The following is a 20362-nucleotide window of genomic DNA, read 5'->3' as shown; positions in this document are numbered from 1 at the left end:
GGCCCGCCTCCTGCGGATTAGTTAGCGGTCGAACCGCTCATCCCTGTCCTTTTTGAATTCATTCGTTGCCCTTTGGGCGTCTTTCCGCTGCTGCGCCTCATCGACGGCGGCTCGTCGGTTCCCGATAACCCGCATTCCTTTGGGTTTTGCTGCCTCATAGGCTGCGGCCCGGTCGGCGGGCTTTTCTTGTGGTTCCGGTCGAGGCGCAGCCTGTGGCGCAGGCTGCGACCTCTCCGGTGATGCCGGGGTGCGGGCCTCTGGATTGTCGAAACGGGCCGCGCGTTCGGCAAGGGCTTTGTCGCGGGCCGCGAAATAAGCCGTGCGGTCGATACCGCGTGCATGGAGTGCAAGGTTGGGCGGCGGGACAGGTGCCACCTCGTCCTGTGCTGCTGGCTGCTCCTGCTCGGCCCTTGCCTCTTCGCGGGTCGTCGGCATGTAGTCGAGGCTGATTTCCTTCGAACCGTCGCGGCTGAGCTGCCGCTCAAGCTGCTTGTAGGCCAGTTCGTCGGCGCCGATCGCCGCCCATGTGTTCCGCTGCGCTGTTGTTCCGTCTGGAAGGGTGACGGCTTCTTGGCCGGTCACCTCAAGCGCGATCCGGTCCCCAATCTCCGGCGCGACGTCCTTCATGACGCGCTCAAGATCAACGCCCCACACGGTGCGACGTTGGCCCTTTTCGTCTGCCAGCGTGACGAAGTAGCTTTCCCGCTTTCCGGGCTGATTTTCGAATGGAGCGCGGCCATGGGCGACAAGTCGCCCGCCGCCCCGCTCGAAATCCTCTGTCGCCGCATAGAGCTTTGCACCGTCCCTGTGGCGGGTCATCGCCACATAGGTCATGTGGCGGTCCATGCTCCTGCTCGCGAGAACGAAAGCCCGGTCTACCGTGTCCCCCTGCGATTTATGGATGGTGGTCGCATAGCCATGATCAAAAGCCGTGTATTGATCCGCCGGCACCTCGATGCGGTTGCCACTGTCGAGCGCCACGGTGATGCGGTCCCGCGAAACGCCTTCGACCGTCCCTAGCGTGCCGTTCATCACGCCGAGGCTCTTGTTGTTCTCAAGGAACACAATCCGGTCGCCCGCGGCGAAGGCACGCTTACCGGCGTCTGTCTGGAAAACCCGCTCGCCGCCTTCTGCGCCACGCGCCAGCTCGCCACGCTCCTGCAACACGGATCGCACTTCCGCATTCATCGCGGCTACATCTGCCCGTTGATGAGCAAGGATGACGCGCGACCCTTCGGGCCGCTCGCTTCGATCAGCCAAGTAGTCGGCGACGATCCGGCTGCGCGTTGTGTCTCGGTCGGACTCCATGACGATATCGCCGTGGCTCCGATAGGTTTGCAGCGCCTCCGCCGTCCGCTGCTTGGAAAACTGCTGCGTGGCCTCTGCCTGCCAGCCCTCGCGCTGGCGGCGCACGCCGTTCAGCTCGGCAAAGCCGGTTCGCTCTCCAATCGCCCTGAAGGCTGCGCCAGCGCCGATGGATTGAAGCTGCTCATGATCGCCAACCAGAACGATTTTTGCGCCCCGTGCCTCGACTTCCTCGATAAACCGCGCCATCTGCCGACTGCCGATCATACCGGCTTCATCGATCACGAACACATCGCCTCGGCCGATCTGGTCGCGCTCCATCTTCCAGCGCTGCGACCACGAGGCCAGCGTGCGGCTCTCGATCCCGGAAGACTCCTGCAAACCGAAAGTAGCTTTACCGGACAGGGCCGCACCATGGACGCGAAAGCCCTGCGCCTCCCAAGCCTGCCGCGCGGCTTCCAGCATGGTAGATTTGCCCGCGCCAGCTACACCGACAACCTGAACCAACCGGCTCCCTAATGTCACATGCTCGATGGCTCGGCGCTGCTCGTCCGACAGGCCAGCGGACGCAATCGCCGCTCTCCGCTCGGCCTCCGTCATCTCGCCGCGCGCGACCTTCGCCGCTGTCGCCTTCGATACGCTGGCCCGGATTTTTTCATCCTGCGCCCACATCGCCGTCATGACTTTACCGGGATGGACCACGTGCGATTTATCGCCCGCTAGCCGTTCCGCCGTCGCCATCATACCCGCTTCAAGATCGAACATTTCATGCGTGGTAAAGCGCTCTATTCCGTCAGCTTTATCGCCCCGCAAGGAAACCAGCTCTGGCGACGACATGATCCGGGAAAATGCCGCCTGAAACGCCTCGTTGTCGTCATGCACATAACGGTGCAGTGCACGGGCTAAATCCTCGCGCGTAAACACGCTTCTCTCACCGCTAACAAGCGTGATAATCTGCTCGGGCTTCTCCTGAACGATCTCCGCATTGAGACGCGCTGTTTCCGCATCCATGCGCTCGCGTTCGATCACGCCTCCCTGACGCTGCTGGGCTGTCGCGTGCACGCCAACATGGCGGGTTGGCTCAAGCAAAAGACCTCGTGCATGATTGGACCGATGATCTATTCGCGCATCAATTCCAGCGCGCTCTAAAGCCTCGTTCGCAACAAGCTCCCACGCAAGACGAACCTCTTTCATTTGCAACATCGTCGTCGGCAAGCGATGCTTCAAAAGCTTCTTATTTTCCCATTCAATATGCGTCTTTTCGCCTAGTCCATCCGCCGTAACGTTGCGGGTGGTCATCAGCAAATGCGCATGGTGGTTTTTCTCACTGCCCCGTGGGTCGGGCTTGTGTATGGCGAAATCGACAGCCGTTCCAAAGCGGTCTGCAAGCTGTTGCGCAAAGCGGCGCGTTAGCTCTTCGCGCGCTTCCTCGTCCAGCTCATGAGGCAGGGCAATTTCAAATTCCCGCGCTACACGGGAATCCTTTCGCCCCTCCTTTGCCTCGACCGCGTTCCAGAGCGCGCTACGGTCCAGCGCCCATTCTGCGCCTGATCCCTTCGGGATGACGATATCGGCGTGGACCACACCTGAACGGCGTGAAAAATCATACGTTCTTCCCTCTCTGTCGTTGTGCAGCGACGTGCCAGAACGATAGGCAGCAGCAGCGACGGAGCTGCGCCCGGCAACTAGCCCCTGCCGGTTCTTGCCCCCTCTGCAAACCACCTTCACTTGACAATGATATATCGCCATCCTTCGAACATGCCACAGGCAGAGTTGCGCAGCAACTCGTATGTGCGCCTTTAGAAAAGCAAAACAGGTTCACTGCAAACTTCACGGTGGTATTGATTTCAAAAACGTTGTGAAATGTTCTCCGGTCGTGATAGCCATAACCTAAGCAAAGGAGGAACAGGACGTATGGCGAGACGGACGATTGAGCAGCGGATTGCAGAATTGGAAGAACAGGCCAAGGCGCTGAAAGCGCGAAAGGCGACAACAGAGCGAGCCAACGAAACCCGTCGTACGGTCGTTATCGGATCGTTGGTTCTGCAAGAGATCGACAAGGACACGGCAGCCTCCAAGGCGCTGCGGTCGTGGCTGGCGAAGGAACTACCGGAGAAGCTGACGCGCGACCGCGACCGGGAAATTTTCGCGGAGCTGCTGACGAAAATCAGCCGTAGCGGCGATGCCTAGTCCGCGTCTTCCACGGTGGCTAAGCGGAGAACAGTCCGAGAGCCTGACGCGCATGAAATGGGCGTTTGTGCTGATGGCTTGCCTGTCGGTTTACTCGGTCATAGGTCAAGGCGCAGACTACGTAAAAGCACCATTGAGCGGCGTTGCGTGGATGATCGGAATTGCCATTTTCGGGATTTTTGCGGTCGCCGCTTCGCGGCGAGAGGGTGCCAGCGTCATCGGTGATTACGTCCAAGGAAACCACGGCGTCCGCCGTGTCCTCGTCTTCGCTGGCGTTCTATGGGTGAGCGTGATCGCATCGGCTTATGTCGCTCGATTCATCGTCAACATGATGCGCGACAGTGCCGTGTACGACCCCGGTTACAACACCTATGTCGCGGGCGCTCCTACGGTCGCGTTCATCGTCGCGACGGCGGCGCTCCTGCTGGTCATTTTTCTGCTCGGTCGGTCCGCTCTGAGTTCCCCGGATGGCGTCAGCCGGGAGCACATGCGCGGGGCCGATTTTGCCAGCAAGGAAAGCTACCTCGCGGAGCTTGATAGGCGTTACCCCAAACGACCGCCTGCGGCGGCGATTGCCGGGGTTCCTTTCCCACCGGGACACGAGCGAATGCACACCGCAATCGCCGCCTCGACCGGCGCGGGAAAGACCACAGCACTGCGCGGCCTGCTCGACACGATCCGGGCACGTGGGGACCGGGCAATCGTGCTCGACAACAACAGCGAGTTCATGCGCGCCTTCCGTCAGGATGGCGACGTGATCCTGTCACCCTTCCATGAGGAAAGCATGGGGTGGCGGCTGTCGAATGAGGCCCGCGATCTGCATGATTGGGACCGGCTCGCCTCCGGCTTCGTGCCGGAAGGAAACGGCAATTCTGCCGAATGGCACGACATGGCCAAATCTCTGTTTGGAGCGGTCGGCGCTGGCCTTTTCGAGGTCTATGACGGCAAGTTCACCAATGCCGAGCTACAGCGCGTCCTCATTTCGGCCGAGGCCGACGAGCTGGCCCCGCTTGTCGCCGGAACCACGGCTGAGGTTCTGGCCGCGTCTGACGACTACAACGCGCGGCGGCTCCAGTCCGTCCGCATGAGCTTCATCGCCAACCTGAAGGCATGGCGCTACGTCAAGGACGGCGATTTCTCGCTGCGTGACTGGATCGCCTCGGACACATCCGAATGGATGTTCCTTCCCTACTCCGACTATGAAATGACCCTCGCCCGCGATCTGCTGGCCGCGTGGGTCGATATCATGGTGACGTCAGCGCTCAACCGACGCGAAGGCCCCTCCCCTGCCCGTACCACGTGGATCATCATTGACGAACTGAACTCCCTCGGTGAAATCCCGGCGCTGCTCGTCGGCGCGACCCGCCTGCGCAAGGCAGGTGTCGCAATCGTCGTCGCGGTGCAGGACTTCGCGCAGCTCCGCGAGACCTACAGCGAAAACCGGGCCGAAACGCTGATGAACAATTTCAGCAACAAGCTCGTGCTGCGCACAACCGAAGGCAATGCGGCCGAGTACCTGTCGAAGCAGCTCGGGGACAGAGAGATGAAAGAGGATCACACCAGTTTCGCAACTGGTGGAGGCGGCTCCCTCACCTACTCGGCCAACATTGTGATGGAGCGGCTTGTGCTGGCCTCGGAGATCCAGAAGCTTCCGGATCTGGAAGGCTATCTGAACTTCGCCGGTGACTGGCCGGTGATAAAGGTGAAAGTGCCTCTGCCGGGGCAAGAGGCGTAAGGACGGTCACGGAGCCACGCTTTTCCAAGGCTCGTCCTGGTAAAGCGTGGCGGGCGTTCCAGAGGGGCGGGATAAGCGGTCCCGGCGCTTCGCGCCGGGGCTTTGTCAGTGAAGGCCCTCCGGCTCTCTACGGCGCAATGTGGAAGCGCGTTCGCCTCCGGGCCAAGACGCGGCTAGGCCGCGTCCGAATGTCAGGCAACCGCTAGCGTCAGGTGCCCGACCGGATCGGCCGTAGGCCGCACTGTGATCTCGATATCGTAGCCAAGGCGGTTCAGGGCGTCCATCAGCTTGCGCTCTGACAGGTTGGCGGAGTCACCACGCAACAGGGCCGATACCTTCGGCTGTGGAAGCCCCATGCGCCGCCCCGCTTCCTCCTGCGTCAATCCAAGCCGCCGCACGGCCTTGGTGATTTCGATCATCAGGCCGGATTTCACCTTGAGCTTGTCGGCGTCAGGTAGACCGAGATCGGCAAAGACATTGCCGGAACTGCTCGTCACCTCGATTCCATTAACGACGCGCGTTTGCATCTCTCATCTCCTTGGCTATAGCCTCGGCTACCTTGAGCCGCGCCTTGATAACGTCCATGTCTTCTTTCGGCGTGGCGATACCGCTTTTGCTCTTCTTCTGGAAACAATGCAGCACGAACACCGCTTCCTCGTACCGAACCGTGTAGACGGCCCGATATGTGCCGCCCACATCGTTCTCGACCACCTCCAAGACGCCAGCGCCGCCAAAGCCCTTGAGCACTTTTGACGCCGGATGCTGTTCGCCATGCTGCGCGAAATGCAGCGCGAACCCGACCGACTTCCGTACATCGGCCGGGAGCTGCATCAGGTCTTTGTAGCTGCTACCGATCCACTCAAGCGGACGTTCTTCCTGCTTCATACAAACCTTATACCTGTTCTGGTATATTTTTCAACCATGATCGTTCGGCAATCAAGAAAACATGAAATCATGCAAGCATGAAAACATGTTTTCATGCTATTCCTCGGCCTCGCGAACCACGGGGAAATTGTATTTCACGAAAAGCAGGTTCAGCGCCTCAGCGACAAGCCGTTCCTGTGGAATCCGCTTGCCCTGCGGATCGCGGGTTCGGAAGCTGAGTTCCTCCAGCGTTTCCCAATAGGCGGGCGGGAGATAATGCGTCTTGGCCGTCTTGTTCGCCCGCGACGGCGCAACGTAGCTCCCTGCGGGCTGGACGCTGCGAGCACGGCGCTTCGGCTCGGTCAGCGTGTCGGAAGCGGCCTCGATAGTCGGCGCGTCGGCCGCTGGCTGCTCGGCGGTTTTGATGGCGCTTGCCAAGAGGGACGGCTTGCGGCTCATGCTTTCATCCTTTCATGCTTGCCTGCAATCATGCTTGCCTGTTCGGTGAGGAATGCGAAAAGACCGGCGATTTCCTGTGCCGCCCGTCCCTCCGGCTCAAGCTCCTGAGCCGTCTGTCCCAAGGCCGGGGCATCTTCTTGGGCTTTCAGCCGGGACATGTGGACCGGCGCAACACTCATGTTGAACCGCTCGGCAATGGCCAGCGCGTCGTCAGCCGCCCTGCCCCCGGCGTTCGGGTGCACCAGATTCAGCACCACGAAGGCGGGCGGACTGCCTGCCATATCCAGCAACCGCTTTAGCGGCTCCAAGGTGTCGATTGCGAAAATTTGTGCCTGTGTGGGGATGACGACCATATCGGCATGCTTGGCCGCTTCGGTCGATGCGCTGTCCATCTTTCCGGGCGTGTCGATGAACACCCAATCCATGCCAAGGCCGCGATAGGCGTCCAGCGAGCGCCGGATAGCCCCCGGCTGGATCGAGGCCACATCGGGGCCGTCCCCTTCGCGGCGGTCGAACCAGTTCACGGCGTTTGTCTGCGGATCGAGGTCGAGCAAGGCTGATTTCTTACCGGCCCGATGGGCGGCGACCGCAAGCGCCGTCGCTATCGTGGTCTTGCCAGTCCCACCTTTTTGAGTGCAGAACGCTACTGTAATCATGTTTGCATCCTTTCATGCAAGTTAGATTGCATGCTTTCTGCCAAGCATGAAAGCATGTTTGCATTGCTAATCCGTTAATCAGTCCTCCGTTTCCTCCGCTGCCATCGGTTCATCGCATTCGCCGCATACCAAGCGGACGCCGGGTTTCGCCCAAGCGTTCATGTCACATGACGGGCAGGTGTAGCGGGTCTTGCTGGCCGACTTCGCCTTGCGCTTTTTGCGGGCCTCGGCGTCGTCCCATAGCTCGACATAGAGGGCGGAAAAGTCGGGTTGAGCCGCCAGATCGGCATACGCGCGGGCGTAAGAGCCGCCCTCGATGATGTAGTGGCTGCACGATTGCCCGGTCTCCTTGCCGCCCGGTCGGCCTGTGTCTGACGGGTGCAGGCCAATCGCGTGCATTTTCGCCGCCCATTCCTTGTTGTGGTAGCCGGAGCGCGACGGCTTGCCGAAATGGTGTTGCCAGAGATGGGCCATTTCGTGCGCGAGCGTCGAAAGGCTCTGCTCATCGGTGCGGCTTTTAAAATGCGATGGGTTCAGCGCGATCTCGTCGGTGATCTCCGCGCCGTCCTTCGATCCGAACCGCCCGCCCGCGAAATAGCCGTAAGCCTTGTTCTTGCGCTGCAAGGTCACGAGGCACGGCGGCAGCTCGCCCCCGAAAAGGCGCTCGTTGAAGAAGTCGAACGCCTGATTCAGTGCGGCGTAGGTTTTTGCTGTCGGATTGGCGGGGGACATGAAAGCCTCTTTTGTTTCGTACGATACAAAACACCATCGCATATTTTATGATTTCATGCAAGCATGTTTACATGATTTCACGTTTGCATGCTGCCCTATCCTCCCGCTCCCCCTCGAAAGCCCATGCAACATTGGCCACAAGTGGGAAACTTGCGGGTTTTTGGCGATGTGGGTGCGACTTGGGGTTTCAGCCGTCAGCCAGACGGTGGTTTGCGACTAGCAAACCGCTGAAAGCGGCCCGGAGGGCCACCGTTTGGCTGAATATCAGGCTGTCCGCTTTTATTTTTGAATCCGTAGGTATCTGTGGACGCCGGTTTTTTGACACCCTTGAACCTAAAACCAAGGTTGGGCCGGAAGCGCCTCAACCAGCTTAGCCAGGTCTTACAGACGATTGTGATGATGTTGGAAAGCCACTTGTTCCGCCATTGCGGCCGGTGCGCGACCTTGAGCAACCCGCGTTCCCTTGCCTTTCTGATGGCGTTCCGCGCTGTCGTCTGGCCGATCCCGGCACGATCTGCGATCTCTGCGACGGTACAACGGCACGCCCCAAGCTCACGGACATCCGCCGCGACGATATAGAGCGCTGCGCGCTCGCCCTCGGTGAAACCTTCGTAATCGTCGGCCGGGGGCAGGGCGGCTAACCCGCCTAGACGCTGCTTCCTTGCCCATCGTTCGGGATCGCGCTTGCCGCTAGCGGCCTGCTCTCGCGATTGATCGGACTTCGGGCGCTGTGGAAACCAGCTCCGGGTAGGGGGGAGACGCTTTTCGCGAGCCTCTTGGAGATCATCGAGGCGTTGCAGCGCCATCTGGTGCAGGAGTTGGGTTTCACGATCTTCCAGCATACCGCCTGCGCCACGATAGAGGCGCGACCATAGCAGCCGTACGAAATCGTCAATTTGTGCCCTGTTGGTGAACCGCGCGATAGCTCCCAGCAGGTCAACGACATTATCGACGCTCGTACCCGTCAGGGCACGCGTTCTCTCTCGCGGTGCTCCTGTAAGCACCGCCCCCACTTGTCCAAACATAGTCCCTTCGTCCTCCGTCTGGAGGGCATGGACGGCGGACAAAGATTCTGCGTTCCCACAAGACTCACGTCTTGCAGGTTGGCGGTCTCTCGACTATGTTGGAAAGCAGTTTCAGGGGCTTCCCAACGCGGTCGTTCCGACAATCCAAAAACCCCTTACCGTTGGCGCGGTCAGGGGTTTTTCGTTTTATGCCCTCGGTGCGTTCTCGATATAGAACCTCAAAGCTTCTTCAATGATCGGGGCGCGCGACTTTACGCCTTGCGCTTCCTTGAGCCGGTCAACCTCCTCGACCAGATCGCCGGGAAGATCAACGTTCACCAGAACAAGACCAGCCGCCCGCCGCCGCTCTCGATGAGCGACAACGCGTTGCGTCGTGGTCGTGGGTGTCCTAGTGCGACTCATGTGTTTCATGAAACGGTGATTTGGCCGATTCTGCAACCCCTTATTTCTCAAGGGGGTGATTTTCGCGCCATGGGAGCCGCAGAACGTCATCCCCGCCCACCTGTGAGGCTGCGCAGCTCATCGCGCATGAAATCCCCTAAAGGAGCCTGCGCCTCGTAGAATCGGCCTGTCGCTGCCTGCCATGCTCGATAGCGCATGGCGAACGCTCCGGCAAACATTGGGATTGCGAGCAGGAAAGCGGCAAAAATCATCTGCGACGATCCCGCGTATATGCTAGCTCCGGCCGCCAAGGTCAGGGCTAAGGCTGCGATCTGCACCAACAGCCGCGAACTGCGCTTGAAATGGTCATGACGCTGCTCGGCCGTGTCGTGCAACCACTCGCCATGGCGGCTTGCCAGCTCGTCGAGGCTGACGCTCGATCCGCATCCATCACAGCGCCGCAGCTCGTTATCGCCTGTCGGCATGAGCGCCCCGGAACCGCAACGGGGGCAGGCGGCACGATCTAGGGCGAACGCCCCGCGTGCTGCGGCCGCTGCATATCGATGTTCAGGCTTGATGATTTCCGGCTTTATGCGGACTGGCGATTTCAAAACCATAGTGCGCCTCCGTAATAAACAAATCGACGCATCACTTACGCCATATTGCGCTTAATAAATAAAGTTCAATTGCCGATTGAGCATACAAAAGAGCGAGCATTCATGCCAAACAGAGACTTTCACATTGTTTTTTATTTCAAAAACACTGTGAAACTATTCTGGCCCGCGATTCTCCGATCAGCTAAAATACTCGTATTTTAGCGGAAATACATTGTTTCTGAATTTCGGATCAATGTGAACGTGGGGATTCGCATGGCAAAGCCAGACGACATATCAGGACTTTTCACCCCAGAGGACTATAGCGCCGCCTTGGTTTTCCTGCGCCGCATCCTCGGTTGCACATTCGATGCCGTATGGACGGCAGGCGGTCAATCCGCCTCCGCTGGCGGCTCCTGCGACAATACAAACGACATTCTTGCCCAGCTCATTGAGACAATGAACTGGGCAATGCTTGCCGTGATTGCTGTGGTTGCAACCTATCTCATCTTCGCCGCCCTGAAGGACACGGCCAATGACGGCGAGGCCGGTGGGCGGAACATGAATCCAGCTTGGACGCTCGTTGGCGCTGGTATCGGGGCCATTATGTGTTTTCCGGCCTTTAATGGCTTCAGCGCTTTGCAAATAGGGACAATGCAGGTTGCCGTATGGTCTTCCGGTCTTGGCGATACCCTTTGGCGCACAGCGGCCGACAAGATGGCAAATGCCAACACGGTCAACGCGGCGTTTGCCAGCAAAGGCAATGAAGGGTGGTTTTATTCTGATCCATCCACCGAGAAAGCTCTCCGGGAGCAGATCGCCGGGGGGCTTGCAACGCGTGTCGCGGGCGAAATATGCCGGGGCGCGATTGCTCGCGGTGTCGCCTCAATGGCCACGCCTGATGGTGGGATAACGACAGTCTCACCGCCGCCAACGATCACCTCTGCCGACGATGGTTATACGCAAACTGTCCTGACCTATCAGGCGGGCAAAGGGTTGAATGAAAGCTCCGGCCTCTGCGGGTCAGTGACCGTCTCATACGCAGCGGAGCGGAAGGTTTCACCGGCACCAACATTGGCAACCGGCGTTTCACCAGAAAACATTTCGGCTCAGACGGAGCTAGCAAAAGCAGCCGCCCGCTTTGAGGCACAGGCCGCGAAAGCGGGTGCCGACGCATTATTGGCCTCAATACGGACGGAAGGTGACAACCTCTACAAGACACTGTTCCCCGCCCAAGGCGAACGCCTGCGCGGGCAGGCTCAACTTGCCGCCATCGAAAAAGCCGTCACTAACACTATCAACCAGTCAAAAACCGCGATGCGGGAGGCACTGACCCAAGCTCCGGCCGAGTTTAAACAGCATACGAACTCGGCAATGATGGGGAACCAGAAAAACGGATGGTTCTATGCAGTGCTTTACCAGCGAGTGCTGGTCAATGCGACAAGTTCCCTATCGTCGCTCGGGGTTGGCGGCATAGAAGTTCTGAGCAACAAGCCCCCGGAAAATCTGGCCGATGTTTTCGGCTGCGGAGGGTGGTTTGGCTCCCGCTGCTCAAACGAGCTGGAAACCTTTTTCAGTGAGTACCGGCGCGACACCCTAGGGCTTGCCGAGCTGGAACCGGCCTTCCGCAATGCCGCCCTGAATTCGAGCACACATGGCGTTAATTCCGCGACCATTGGCAACGCCAATTCAGGTGGTGGCGCGGTTTCTCGTTTGCTGAATGATGCCATGATGAGCTTAGCTGACGTGGAATCGTCTGACGGCTCGGGATGGGCTGACCCTATTCCTAGGCTACAGGCGACAGGCTCGAAAATACTCACCTATGGTTCGGGGATCCTCGCTGTATCCGCCGGAGGCTCGGCAGCCGCCGCCGTGGCTCAAAAGTCGTGGGTAGCAATGGCGGGTGAATTGGTAGCTCTCATCGGGCCGCTCGGCTGGGCGCTCGTGACTGTCGGATTCATTCTCGCAGTTATCGTGCCATACATGCCGCTCGTCTACTTCTTCATTGCAGCATTGTCTTGGTTGGGGCTGGCGATCCAGACGATCATCACCGCGCCTTTCTGGCTTATGCAGATGTTTTATCCCAATCGGAACGGGGGTCTCCAAGGAACAAGCTTTGCACGCGCGCTTAGTGTGCTGCTTGCGCTTCTGGTCCGTCCCGCATTGATAATCCTCGGCCTCGTTGTTTGCATGTTGATTATGCGGATCGGTCTCGACTACCTGAACGTCTTGGCGCTCAACGCCTTCAATGTTCTGGCGACAAGCAACGGCGGTCTACAGGCTGGTGTCGGGAACATGGCTTTGGCGCTCGGCGGCTTCGTCATCTACATGTCGCTCGCCGTCATGCTCGTGGGCTTCTGCTGTAGGTTCATCGACGGTGTTTCCGATTACGTCATGGAAATGGTGGAGAGCGGGGCGTCTCGGTGGCTCGGTTCGGACAAAGGCAGCTCCGAGAGCGTGCTTGGCAATCCAACGGCTGCGGCTGCGGCCGGTCTCGCCATTGGATCACGCAGCAGGGGGAATATGGCCGGGACCTTCGCCCGCCTCTCCAACACTCGCCGCAACAGGAACCAAGGCCAAATCCAACTCGGAGGCACCAGCAAATGATGATGCGACAAAGCTCTATTCACTGGCGGTCGATCTTCAGCATCGCCATTCTATCCTCTGCGCTCCTTGCCAGCTCGGCCGACGCCGATCCGCTGACGCTCACGAAGCTGCGCGCGCCTGAGAGCCAAGACCCGAAAAATGGCATCGGCACCATCATGCGCGACGTGTGGGCCGACGAAATCAAGGCTGTAGGTGGGCGGGCCTACAGCTTCTCCTACGGCCTGTTTAAAGCCGGGTCCGCGCAATATCTGGTGTCGTCGTTCCGGTCGGCCGAGTCATGTAGGCCGGATGAATGCACATGGAGCGTACAGCGCCTTACGCCGTCCTATGAGGTCGCCACCTCGGGCAAGCCGTTCACCGCCTGCGGCGCGCTCAATCAGCTCGACGTGACGGAAGGCAGGTTGACCATCTGCGGAACGGAGGTCGATCTGCCATGATCCTGCGCCGATCCGCTTTCGCAGTCAGCATTTTGCTGGCGACAACCGCCCTGACCGAAGCCCGAAACGCTCAACCCACCGCGACGGACTGCGGCGGCTTCATGCGCAATATCCGCCAGTCCGAAGGCTCCGGCGACTATTCCACCAACACCGGGAACGGTTTTTATGGGGCCTATCAGATGGGCGATGAGGCCCTGCAGGATGCCGGGTACATGGACGCTGGGGGCAACTGGACCGGCAAGGACGGCGTGAAATCGCTGGATGATTACCTGTCGAACCCGACCGCACAGGACAACGCCTTTCTGGCCTATGGTGAGAAGAATCTGAGCTACCTCGGCAACTGGCAGCAATATATCGGCCAGACCATAAACGGTGTTCCGGTCACGCGGGCCGGACTAATCGCCGGTAGCCATCTCGTCGGCGCTGGCGGTCTGAAATACTGGCTGACGAGCGGCGGCGACTGCACCAACAAGGGCACAGGCTCCGACGCTGTAGACGGAAACGGCACCTGCGCCGGTACCTACGTCGCGGAAAATCAGGTCAACGAACAGTGCACCGGGGGAGAGGGCGGCGGGGCCGGTTCCTGCTTGGTGGCGCACCCTGTCACAAGCCCTGTGGTCTTTTCCGAATACGGCGCATGGGATCGACCTGGCGCTGGCGCGGGAAATGGCTGGCATCGCGGATCGGACATTTATCCGCAAGGAGCGCAGGGCCAAGCCTCAAACGGTCAGCCTCTTTTCGCAGCTCATGACGGCAAGCTCACCGTTGGCTCTATGGGGGTGAAAGTTACCGGCGATCAGTTCCGCACCCTATACCTTCATTCGGCTTCACGACCCGACCCGAGGGACGTTAGCGCCGGAGAGGAAATCGCCAAAATCGGTGATGTGAAGTCGGCCGGTAAGCCTCATCTGCATTTCGAGGTGCAAGTACCGGCAAGTGCGATCTCCGCAACGAAATGCGTGCCGGGATCGAGCACGGACGATTGCGCGTTTCCGGCCGATGGCAACAAAAAAGACCCGACCGGCTATGCCACGGCCGACGCGCTGCGATCCGCGTCACCGAACACATGGTTCTATGTGAACCCGGAGCGCTACCTGAAGGAGCGTGTTCCGGTCGTCGGCATGGCGGCGGTGCGCGCCGGTCGCAACCAGACTTTGCCGAATAGCTGCACTCCCGGCCAGACCGTGGCGGAAACACCTTCCAGCTCCGGCGACAGTGACAACGCGAATGCAATGGCTGGCGGGGAGGGCACCTACATGACCAGCAGCGGCAGTGCCATCGCGAACGCCGACGCCGATCTCCGTTCTCTCGCCATCAACATGACACGGCAAAGCGCGCTCGAGCTGCGCGCCGCGACCTCGATGGCGCAGAACCTACAAGGCCACACCGATAGCGCGCTTGCGCACATGCTCATGCTGATGACACGGGAAGAGGATGGGCTATGAACGACATCATAAAGACCGCCGCCCTTGCTCTAGCCGTTGTCGCCCCGGCAAACGCCATTGCCGCGCAAAGCTCGCTGGATGGTCGCTATGCGTACTATCTGGCCAGCACAGCGGCCGAGACGGACAGAGGGCCGCGCAACGATGCCGATTGCCGGAAATTTCTGGCCTCTGACCTCGCGGATTCCACTGAGCACCTGACCATTGCCGGGAACCGTTGGGACGATAATCAGGACGTTTCCGCTGTGACCGGCAATGTCGAGCTAGGGCAGGGTAGGGGCAACGTGGTGCCGTTCACGATCAACGTAGAGAGTGAGGCCGCTGACGGAACCGGCGACGACACTACCCCGGCGAAAGGAACCGTAACCCGGATTGGAAGGCTGGCGATCTCCATCACCATCGACAGCGAGGACGGCCGGAAGGTGCTGCATTACTGCAAGGTAGGTTAGGCGCGCTCCGGCCGTTGCAGGGCTTCCAGAATGGCTTTCTGTGTTTCCAGCAGCTCACGCTGGATTTCGATCAAGGTATCAAGGCGCTCGTTGGTGTCGAGCCTTCGAATTTCGGAATGCACCAGTAGGTTTGCCAAGTGACCTATGGGCAGATCAACTTTGTCCTTCAAACCAGCTCCGTCAAAGAAGGTCGGGTCAAATAGCTCCCGCACGTCTCGCGGCTTCTTCTCGCCCTTCTTACCAGCTCCGTTAAACAATTTATCCAGCATCGCTTCCCTCCGTTGGCCGCTCGATCTCCGATCCTTCAAGATCGCAGTATAGACCAATCACGACCTCATAAAATCCGCGACTGTTCAGCCATAAGAAAGCGGCTTCCTGTGAGACCTCGAACAGATCGCGCATGATCATAAGGTAATAACCGGCGTGCCCTGCTTTGTAGAGCGTTTCCGTGTAGCGCTGCGTTGCTGATGGGCTATCGAAGTCTTCATAGGTGGCAATGACCGCCAGCGGCCAGACTTCTGACGATCCTACGATTTTACGGGCTTCCTCGATCATGACGGCACTGGCTCCTTGCTAGACGCATGGATTCTGCGCGCAGACGGTGCATAAATCAAGACTTTTGCACCACCAGCTAAGATTGTCATTTTCAGAAGACGACTGCACCAGTTGATTGGGCGTAATGGCTGTTGTGCAGCCAGCTCCTGACAGTTCAATATCAGAAGTGATCTGCACCAATCTCGACTATGCTCAATACTCGTGTGCACCAAAGCGAGGTGAGCATGGCGACGGACACCCCACGGATTCCAGAACAAGGCGTGGCCACTCTGCCTGATGAGGCTTGGGAGCGTGCGCGCCGTCGTGCGGAGATCATCAGTCCGTTGGCGCAGTCGGAGACGGTCGGGCACGAAGCGGCCGATATGGCGGCTCAGGCGCTGGGCTTGTCTCGGCGCCAGGTATACGTTCTGATCCGGCGTGCCCGGCAAGGCAGCGGCCTCGTGACGGATCTGGTGCCCGGCCAGTCCGGTGGAGGTAAAGGTAAGGGGCGCTTGCCGGAACCGGTCGAGCGCGTCATCCACGAGCTACTGCAAAAGCGGTTCCTGACCAAGCAGAAGCGCAGCCTAGCGGCCTTTCACCGCGAAGTCACTCAGGCCCCTGAACATTAAAGGGGCACAGATATACGGTAGGGGATCAGACCGAGAACGGGAGAGGTCGGAAGCCTGTTTCATCGAGTGCCGGCTTGTCTTCCCATATGTAGTCGCCGGTGAGGTTCACGTGCTCCCAGGTAAGCGGCGAGAGGCTGGATAGCAAATGATCAGGCACATGCTGACCGCCGGTGTGCAAGGCATCGACCACGCGGCCGGTATAGATCGTGTTCCAGTGAATGATGGCGGTGACAACCAGGTTGAGGGCGGAGGCCCGGATCGAGAGATTTTCCTGGCTGCGATCGCGGAAGCGGCCGAGGCGATGGAGATTGACGGCCCGCACGAGGCTGTTGCGGCTTTCCCCTTTGTTCAGTTCTGCCGTTGTCGTCTTTCTCAGTTCCTCGTCGTTGATCCAGTCCAGCGTGAACAGAGTTCGCTCGATCCGGCCCATCTGACGTAGTGCCTGGGCAAGACCGCTTTGCCTGGTCGTTGATGACAGCCGTTTGAGCATGAGCGAAGCGCTGACGGTGCGGGTGCGCAGTGAGGTCATCAAGCGCAGAATCTCGTCCCAGTGCGCCCGGATCAAATCGGCGTCGATGCGATCGCCCATGACATTCTGGAGAATGCCATACTGCTTGCCGGGGCCAAAGCCGTAGAGGCATCGGCCATCGAGATCGGGAATGCGCGGGACAAATGCAAAGCCTAGCGCATGGCAGAAGGCGAAGACGAGATCACTGACGCCGCCACCATCGACATGATGGCGCACGATGTCGAGGCCCGCATCCGTTTCGAGAAGCGCGTCGAGAACATGGACGGCCTCGCTCGCCGTGGCGGCGATGATTTTGGTATGGAAGGGAGCATATCGACCGGAGATCGCCGTGTAGAGCTTGATGATCGGGTTGGTTCCGTAACGGCCGTTGACGCCACCGGCGATTTCGCCGCCATCGCCGAGATGGATATGTTGTCCGTCGGAAGACGATATCGTGTTCGAACCGAAAACAGTGGCGATCGGCGCCGCGTGCTGGGCTTCGACCAGCCGGGCAAGTGCCAAGGTGAAGGTTTCCTCCCGGAAGTGCCAGATCGCCATCTGCTGTAGCTGGCGGCGTGTGATGCCGGGGCAGGCCAATGCCATCTTCGAGAAGCCGAGATTGGTGGCCTCGGCGATGAGCGCGGCATAGAAAATTCGCATATCGCCCGGCGTTCGGCCTGTCTGAAGATGCTCGAACAGTGAGCTGAAACCGGTCATTCGATCCACGTCGGCGACAAGATCCGTCAACCTGATCGGCGGCATGCTGCTCGCAACTCTCCTTGCGAAGGCGAGCGCGGCTTCGGTCTCGGCAGTTTTGACCGCAGGCACCCGCAGGCCCTTCGCGCCGATCCGCGTGTCGCCGCGACCCGCCTCCAGCCGGCTTGCTGCCTCACGCAATTTTTGATCGAGCGCCTCGGCTTTCTGGGCGAGATAGATCTCGACATCAACCGGGATGGCGACGGGAATGCGGGCCTCGGCCTTGATGATGGAATAAGTCTGATGGGAGATCATGCCCTCATCGAGGGCGCGATATGTGCGAGAACCTTTGATCCAGATCTCGTTGGCAGCGATCCGGTTCTTCAGCTCAACGATGACAAAGATTTCCAGCATTCTGCGGTCAACCGAGCCATCTGGCGTTCTGATTTCCTTGCTCCACCGCTTGTCGACCAGATCGAGCGCCGCTTTGATCCATTGCGCGTCCAGAGAGCGACGGCGGCTTTTCCCTGCGGCCGTCATTTGCATCACCACGTTGATGAAATCACGGCTCTGACGATTACCCTCGAACGTGAAGGCTGCCAGGAATGGTGCTGCAAAGCGCCGGATACGCATATATTGCGCCGGCAGATAGGCAATCAGATCATCGTCCTTGCGGGGACGAGATGCTGCCTTCGCAGCCGCGGTTGCCCGCATCAACTGCTCCCAGCCGCCGACTGCATTGACCGCCTCATCGAGCGAAAGGTCGGTTTCTCGCCTGGCAGCGATCGCCTCACCGAAGCCCACGAAGAAATCCAGCGCCGATGTCGCCGAGGTGGCGGTTTCCAGCAGTCGTTTGTCGCGCTCTGCCTCGGCCCGCCGAAACGCCTTGCCGATCAGGACTTCGAACATGGCGATTGCGGCATCCGTGAGCGCGATTTCCATCTCCAGAAGGAAAGCTGCGAGCGTAGCATATCGGCGGCCGGGCCGCATTTGCTCGAAGTTCTGGGCGGTCAGGCGCCGGCCCTCTTGTGCCATGCGGCTCACCCGATGGGCGGGGACGGCCTGAAGCACATCACTTGAAAGGCCAACGTGGCGCACGGCCTCAAGCCGATCGATCAGACCCCGCATCGCTGCGTCTCCAGCCTTTCCGGCAGGTTCACGTAACCAGGAGACCCCGCTCTGGCGGACGCGTGGACCAATACCGAGCAGCGCTTCCATTCTGACGATGATGTCGGGCGTCAGCCTTCCGGCAACATCGGCAAACAGCGCCTCCTCAGCCTCGGTGCATGCCTGTCCGGCCATCCGTTCGATCACGGTGATGCCGGGAATGACGATACGCCGCCGGCGCATCTCATCGGCGAGAGCGGCGACGACGAATTTGTCCTTGGTCGAGGCGATCGCCACGCCGCGCGCGAAGGCAAGCAGATCGGTGCGCAACGGGTGGCTCAGCTCGCTGAACCCGTAGTGTTGGCGGAGGACGGTCAGTTGTTCGTAGCGTGTGGGCGCTCTTCGTGCGAAGCTGGCAAGTGCATTCGGCTCGATGCGGAGTTGCTCGGCAAGGAAGGTGAGCGCGCTTTCCGGGATGACCTCTCCGCGCTGGATGAGACGGCCGGGATAACGGAGCGCACAAAGCTGAAGGGCCAAGCCAAGACGGGTATCGTCGCGACGGCGCGTTTCCAGAAGACGATGGTCCTCATCATCAAGGCTCCAATGGCGGATCAGGGTGTCGTCGTCGCTGGGCAGGGCAAGGAAATTCTGCCGTTCGGCATCCGTCAAAATCATGCGGCGAGGCATCGGCGCTCCATATGTCACAAAAAGACTGGAGATAACCGTTCGCGGAGCTTACTTTGCAAGACGGGTTATGTGACAATCTACAGGCTTTGGCGCGGCCAAATCGAAATTGTCACGCAGACGGACGAATAAATGACAGCTCTGATCGGATATGCGCGAGTGTCGAAAGCCGACGGCAGCCAGGTCCATGACCTTCAGCGTGACGCGCTGGCACAGGCTGGTGTCGACGCCAACAATGTCTATGAGGATGCCGCGTCAGGAAAGAAAGAGGACCGTCCAGGTCTCACCGCCTGCCTGAAGGCGCTGCGTCGCGGTGACACGCTTGTCGTCTGGAAGCTCGATCGACTCGGCCGCGATCTCCGCCACCTCGTCAATCTGGTCGATGATCTGACCCAACGGCATATCGGCCTCAAGGTTCTGGCAGGTGAAGGGGCGTCGATCGACACCTCGACGGCGAATGGCCGGCTGGTGTTCGGCATATTCGCGGCGCTGGCTGAGTTCGAGCGGGCATTGATCATTGAGCGCACCAAAGCTGGTCTCGCCGCCGCACGCGCACGTGGCCGGAACGGCGGAGCGCCCTTCAAAATGACGCCGGCGAAGCTGCGCCTTGCTCAGGCAGCAATGGGGAAGCCGGAAACCAAGGTGGCCGATCTTTGCGCCGAACTCGGTATCACACGACAGACGCTCTACCGGTTTGTCGATCCTAAGGGCGCGCTGCGCACCGATGGAGAGCGGCTGCTTATGCGGAAGGCAAAGAAATGAAACGAGTCCTCATCGTCGGTTGTCCGGGCGCCGGGAAATCCACACTCGCCAAAGAACTGGCCGAAGCGACCCGCTTGCCCGTCGTCCACCTCGATAGACATTACTGGCAGCCGGGCTGGCAAAGGCCGGATAGCGCATCATGGCAGAAAACCGTCGAAAAGCTTGCGGCGCAATCTGAATGGATTATGGACGGGAATTATAGCGGCACGCTTGAGCAGCGATTGGCATCTGCGGACACGCTTATCCATCTCGATTACACAACATCGTTATGCCTGTGGCGAGTTATTCGACGAACGGTATCCGGTTTGGGCCGAAATCGCGGTGATCAGCTCGCGCCGGGATGTCCTGAACGCTTTGATTGGGCCTTCTTCCGATTTGTGATCAATTACCGAAAGGAGCAACGACAGCGCGACCTTGCTCGAATGGAAGGATTTGCCGGTCGGGTGTTCCGGTTCACCTCGCCAGCCGAACTGTTGGGCTTCGTAGCTGCCATCAAGAAGGCTGCGCAAAAGGCGTGAAATCGGCCTACCGTATATCTGTGCCCCTTTAATGTTCAGGGGCCACTGA

Annotated in this window: 20 protein-coding genes and 1 pseudogene; 9 read left to right on the top strand and 12 right to left on the bottom strand. The window is 59.6% G+C overall.

Annotation, left to right across the window (positions count from 1 at the left end; all coding sequences use genetic code 11):
• Window positions 1-21 precede the first annotated feature (21 nt).
• Complete coding sequence (traA, locus tag U2P60_RS21320; RefSeq protein ID WP_413574375.1) at window positions 22-3054, bottom strand: Ti-type conjugative transfer relaxase TraA; 3033 nt, start codon at window positions 3052-3054, stop codon at window positions 22-24.
• A gap of 165 nt (window positions 3055-3219) precedes the next feature.
• Between traA and U2P60_RS21315 the strand changes: the two genes are divergently transcribed.
• Entirely contained in the window at window positions 3220-3495 is a 276-nt protein-coding gene (locus U2P60_RS21315; protein ID WP_413574374.1) for a mobilization protein, read from the top strand.
• A gap of 52 nt (window positions 3496-3547) precedes the next feature.
• A complete protein-coding gene (locus U2P60_RS21310) occupies window positions 3548-5230 on the top strand; it encodes a type IV secretion system DNA-binding domain-containing protein (RefSeq protein WP_413574373.1) in 1683 nt (560 codons plus the stop codon).
• A gap of 191 nt (window positions 5231-5421) precedes the next feature.
• Here U2P60_RS21310 and U2P60_RS21305 read toward each other — a convergent pair whose 3' ends face one another.
• The 8 genes from U2P60_RS21305 to U2P60_RS21270 form a co-directional block, all read right to left on the bottom strand.
• The gene (locus U2P60_RS21305) at window positions 5422-5757 is read right to left on the bottom strand and encodes a helix-turn-helix domain-containing protein (RefSeq protein WP_353392809.1); all 336 of its coding nucleotides are present in this window, start codon (window positions 5755-5757) and stop codon (window positions 5422-5424) included.
• A complete protein-coding gene (locus U2P60_RS21300; protein ID WP_353392808.1) occupies window positions 5738-6115 on the bottom strand; it encodes a type II toxin-antitoxin system RelE/ParE family toxin in 378 nt (125 codons plus the stop codon). The genes U2P60_RS21305 and U2P60_RS21300 overlap by 20 nt, the downstream gene beginning before the upstream one ends.
• A 96-nt stretch (window positions 6116-6211) precedes the next feature.
• Complete coding sequence (locus U2P60_RS21295) at window positions 6212-6553, bottom strand: chromosome partitioning protein ParB (protein WP_353392806.1); 342 nt, start codon at window positions 6551-6553, stop codon at window positions 6212-6214.
• Window positions 6550-7209, bottom strand: a complete 660-nt coding sequence (locus U2P60_RS21290) for an AAA family ATPase (protein WP_413574372.1) — start codon at window positions 7207-7209, stop codon at window positions 6550-6552. The genes U2P60_RS21295 and U2P60_RS21290 overlap by 4 nt, the downstream gene beginning before the upstream one ends.
• Window positions 7210-7287: 78 nt before the next feature.
• Entirely contained in the window at window positions 7288-7941 is a 654-nt protein-coding gene (locus U2P60_RS21285; RefSeq protein ID WP_413574371.1) for a SprT-like domain-containing protein, read from the bottom strand.
• Window positions 7942-8135: 194 nt separating this feature from the next.
• Complete coding sequence (locus U2P60_RS21280; RefSeq protein ID WP_413574370.1) at window positions 8136-8966, bottom strand: hypothetical protein; 831 nt, start codon at window positions 8964-8966, stop codon at window positions 8136-8138.
• Window positions 8967-9152: 186 nt separating this feature from the next.
• Entirely contained in the window at window positions 9153-9368 is a 216-nt protein-coding gene (locus U2P60_RS21275) for a ribbon-helix-helix domain-containing protein (protein ID WP_413574369.1), read from the bottom strand.
• 86 nt (window positions 9369-9454) lie between these two features.
• Entirely contained in the window at window positions 9455-9964 is a 510-nt protein-coding gene (locus U2P60_RS21270; RefSeq protein WP_413574368.1) for a hypothetical protein, read from the bottom strand.
• Window positions 9965-10216: 252 nt separating this feature from the next.
• Between U2P60_RS21270 and U2P60_RS21265 the strand changes: the two genes are divergently transcribed.
• Genes U2P60_RS21265 through U2P60_RS21250 form a run of 4 tightly spaced genes read left to right on the top strand, consistent with a single transcriptional unit; the run spans window position 10217 to window position 14875 of the window.
• Window positions 10217-12547 carry a DotA/TraY family protein gene (locus U2P60_RS21265; RefSeq protein WP_413574367.1) on the top strand — a complete coding sequence of 777 codons (2331 nt, stop codon included), beginning with the start codon at window positions 10217-10219 and terminating at the stop codon, window positions 12545-12547.
• Complete coding sequence (locus tag U2P60_RS21260; protein ID WP_413574366.1) at window positions 12544-12984, top strand: hypothetical protein; 441 nt, start codon at window positions 12544-12546, stop codon at window positions 12982-12984. The genes U2P60_RS21265 and U2P60_RS21260 overlap by 4 nt, the downstream gene beginning before the upstream one ends.
• Entirely contained in the window at window positions 12981-14429 is a 1449-nt protein-coding gene (locus U2P60_RS21255) for a M23 family metallopeptidase (RefSeq protein ID WP_413574365.1), read from the top strand. Before U2P60_RS21260 ends, U2P60_RS21255 begins: the two co-directional genes overlap by 4 nt.
• A complete protein-coding gene (locus U2P60_RS21250; protein ID WP_413574364.1) occupies window positions 14426-14875 on the top strand; it encodes a hypothetical protein in 450 nt (149 codons plus the stop codon). The genes U2P60_RS21255 and U2P60_RS21250 overlap by 4 nt, the downstream gene beginning before the upstream one ends.
• Here U2P60_RS21250 and U2P60_RS21245 read toward each other — a convergent pair.
• Together U2P60_RS21245 and U2P60_RS21240 are read right to left on the bottom strand one after the other, a co-directional pair.
• Window positions 14872-15144 (bottom strand): hypothetical protein, encoded by a 273-nt coding sequence (locus U2P60_RS21245; protein ID WP_413574363.1) that lies wholly within the window; start codon window positions 15142-15144, stop codon window positions 14872-14874. The two genes, U2P60_RS21250 and U2P60_RS21245, sit on opposite strands and share 4 nt — an antisense overlap.
• Window positions 15134-15430 (bottom strand): hypothetical protein, encoded by a 297-nt coding sequence (locus tag U2P60_RS21240; protein ID WP_413574362.1) that lies wholly within the window; start codon window positions 15428-15430, stop codon window positions 15134-15136. The genes U2P60_RS21245 and U2P60_RS21240 overlap by 11 nt, the downstream gene beginning before the upstream one ends.
• Before the next feature lie 224 nt (window positions 15431-15654).
• Between U2P60_RS21240 and U2P60_RS21235 the strand changes: the two are divergent.
• A pseudogene (locus U2P60_RS21235) lies at window positions 15655-16023 on the top strand (helix-turn-helix domain-containing protein); the annotation flags it as partial.
• 40 nt (window positions 16024-16063) lie between these two features.
• On the opposite strand, the gene U2P60_RS21230 reads toward U2P60_RS21235, so the two are convergent.
• Window positions 16064-19036 (bottom strand): Tn3 family transposase, encoded by a 2973-nt coding sequence (locus U2P60_RS21230; RefSeq protein WP_082186263.1) that lies wholly within the window; start codon window positions 19034-19036, stop codon window positions 16064-16066.
• A gap of 129 nt (window positions 19037-19165) precedes the next feature.
• Between U2P60_RS21230 and U2P60_RS21225 the strand changes: the two genes are divergently transcribed.
• Window positions 19166-19795: a recombinase family protein gene (locus tag U2P60_RS21225; RefSeq protein ID WP_082186264.1), complete on the top strand. Its 630-nt coding sequence runs from the start codon at window positions 19166-19168 to the stop codon at window positions 19793-19795.
• Window positions 19792-20313, top strand: coding sequence for an AAA family ATPase (locus tag U2P60_RS21220; protein ID WP_082186265.1), 522 nt, complete (start codon window positions 19792-19794; stop codon window positions 20311-20313). Before U2P60_RS21225 ends, U2P60_RS21220 begins: the two co-directional genes overlap by 4 nt.
• Window positions 20314-20362 lie beyond the last annotated feature (49 nt).

The organism is Brucella sp. H1_1004 (assembly GCF_047308065.1).
In the GTDB taxonomy this organism is placed as follows: domain Bacteria; phylum Pseudomonadota; class Alphaproteobacteria; order Rhizobiales; family Rhizobiaceae; genus Brucella; species Brucella pseudogrignonensis_B.
Note: the sequence above shows the minus strand (reverse complement) of the source record. Positions and strands in the feature narration are given on the sequence as shown.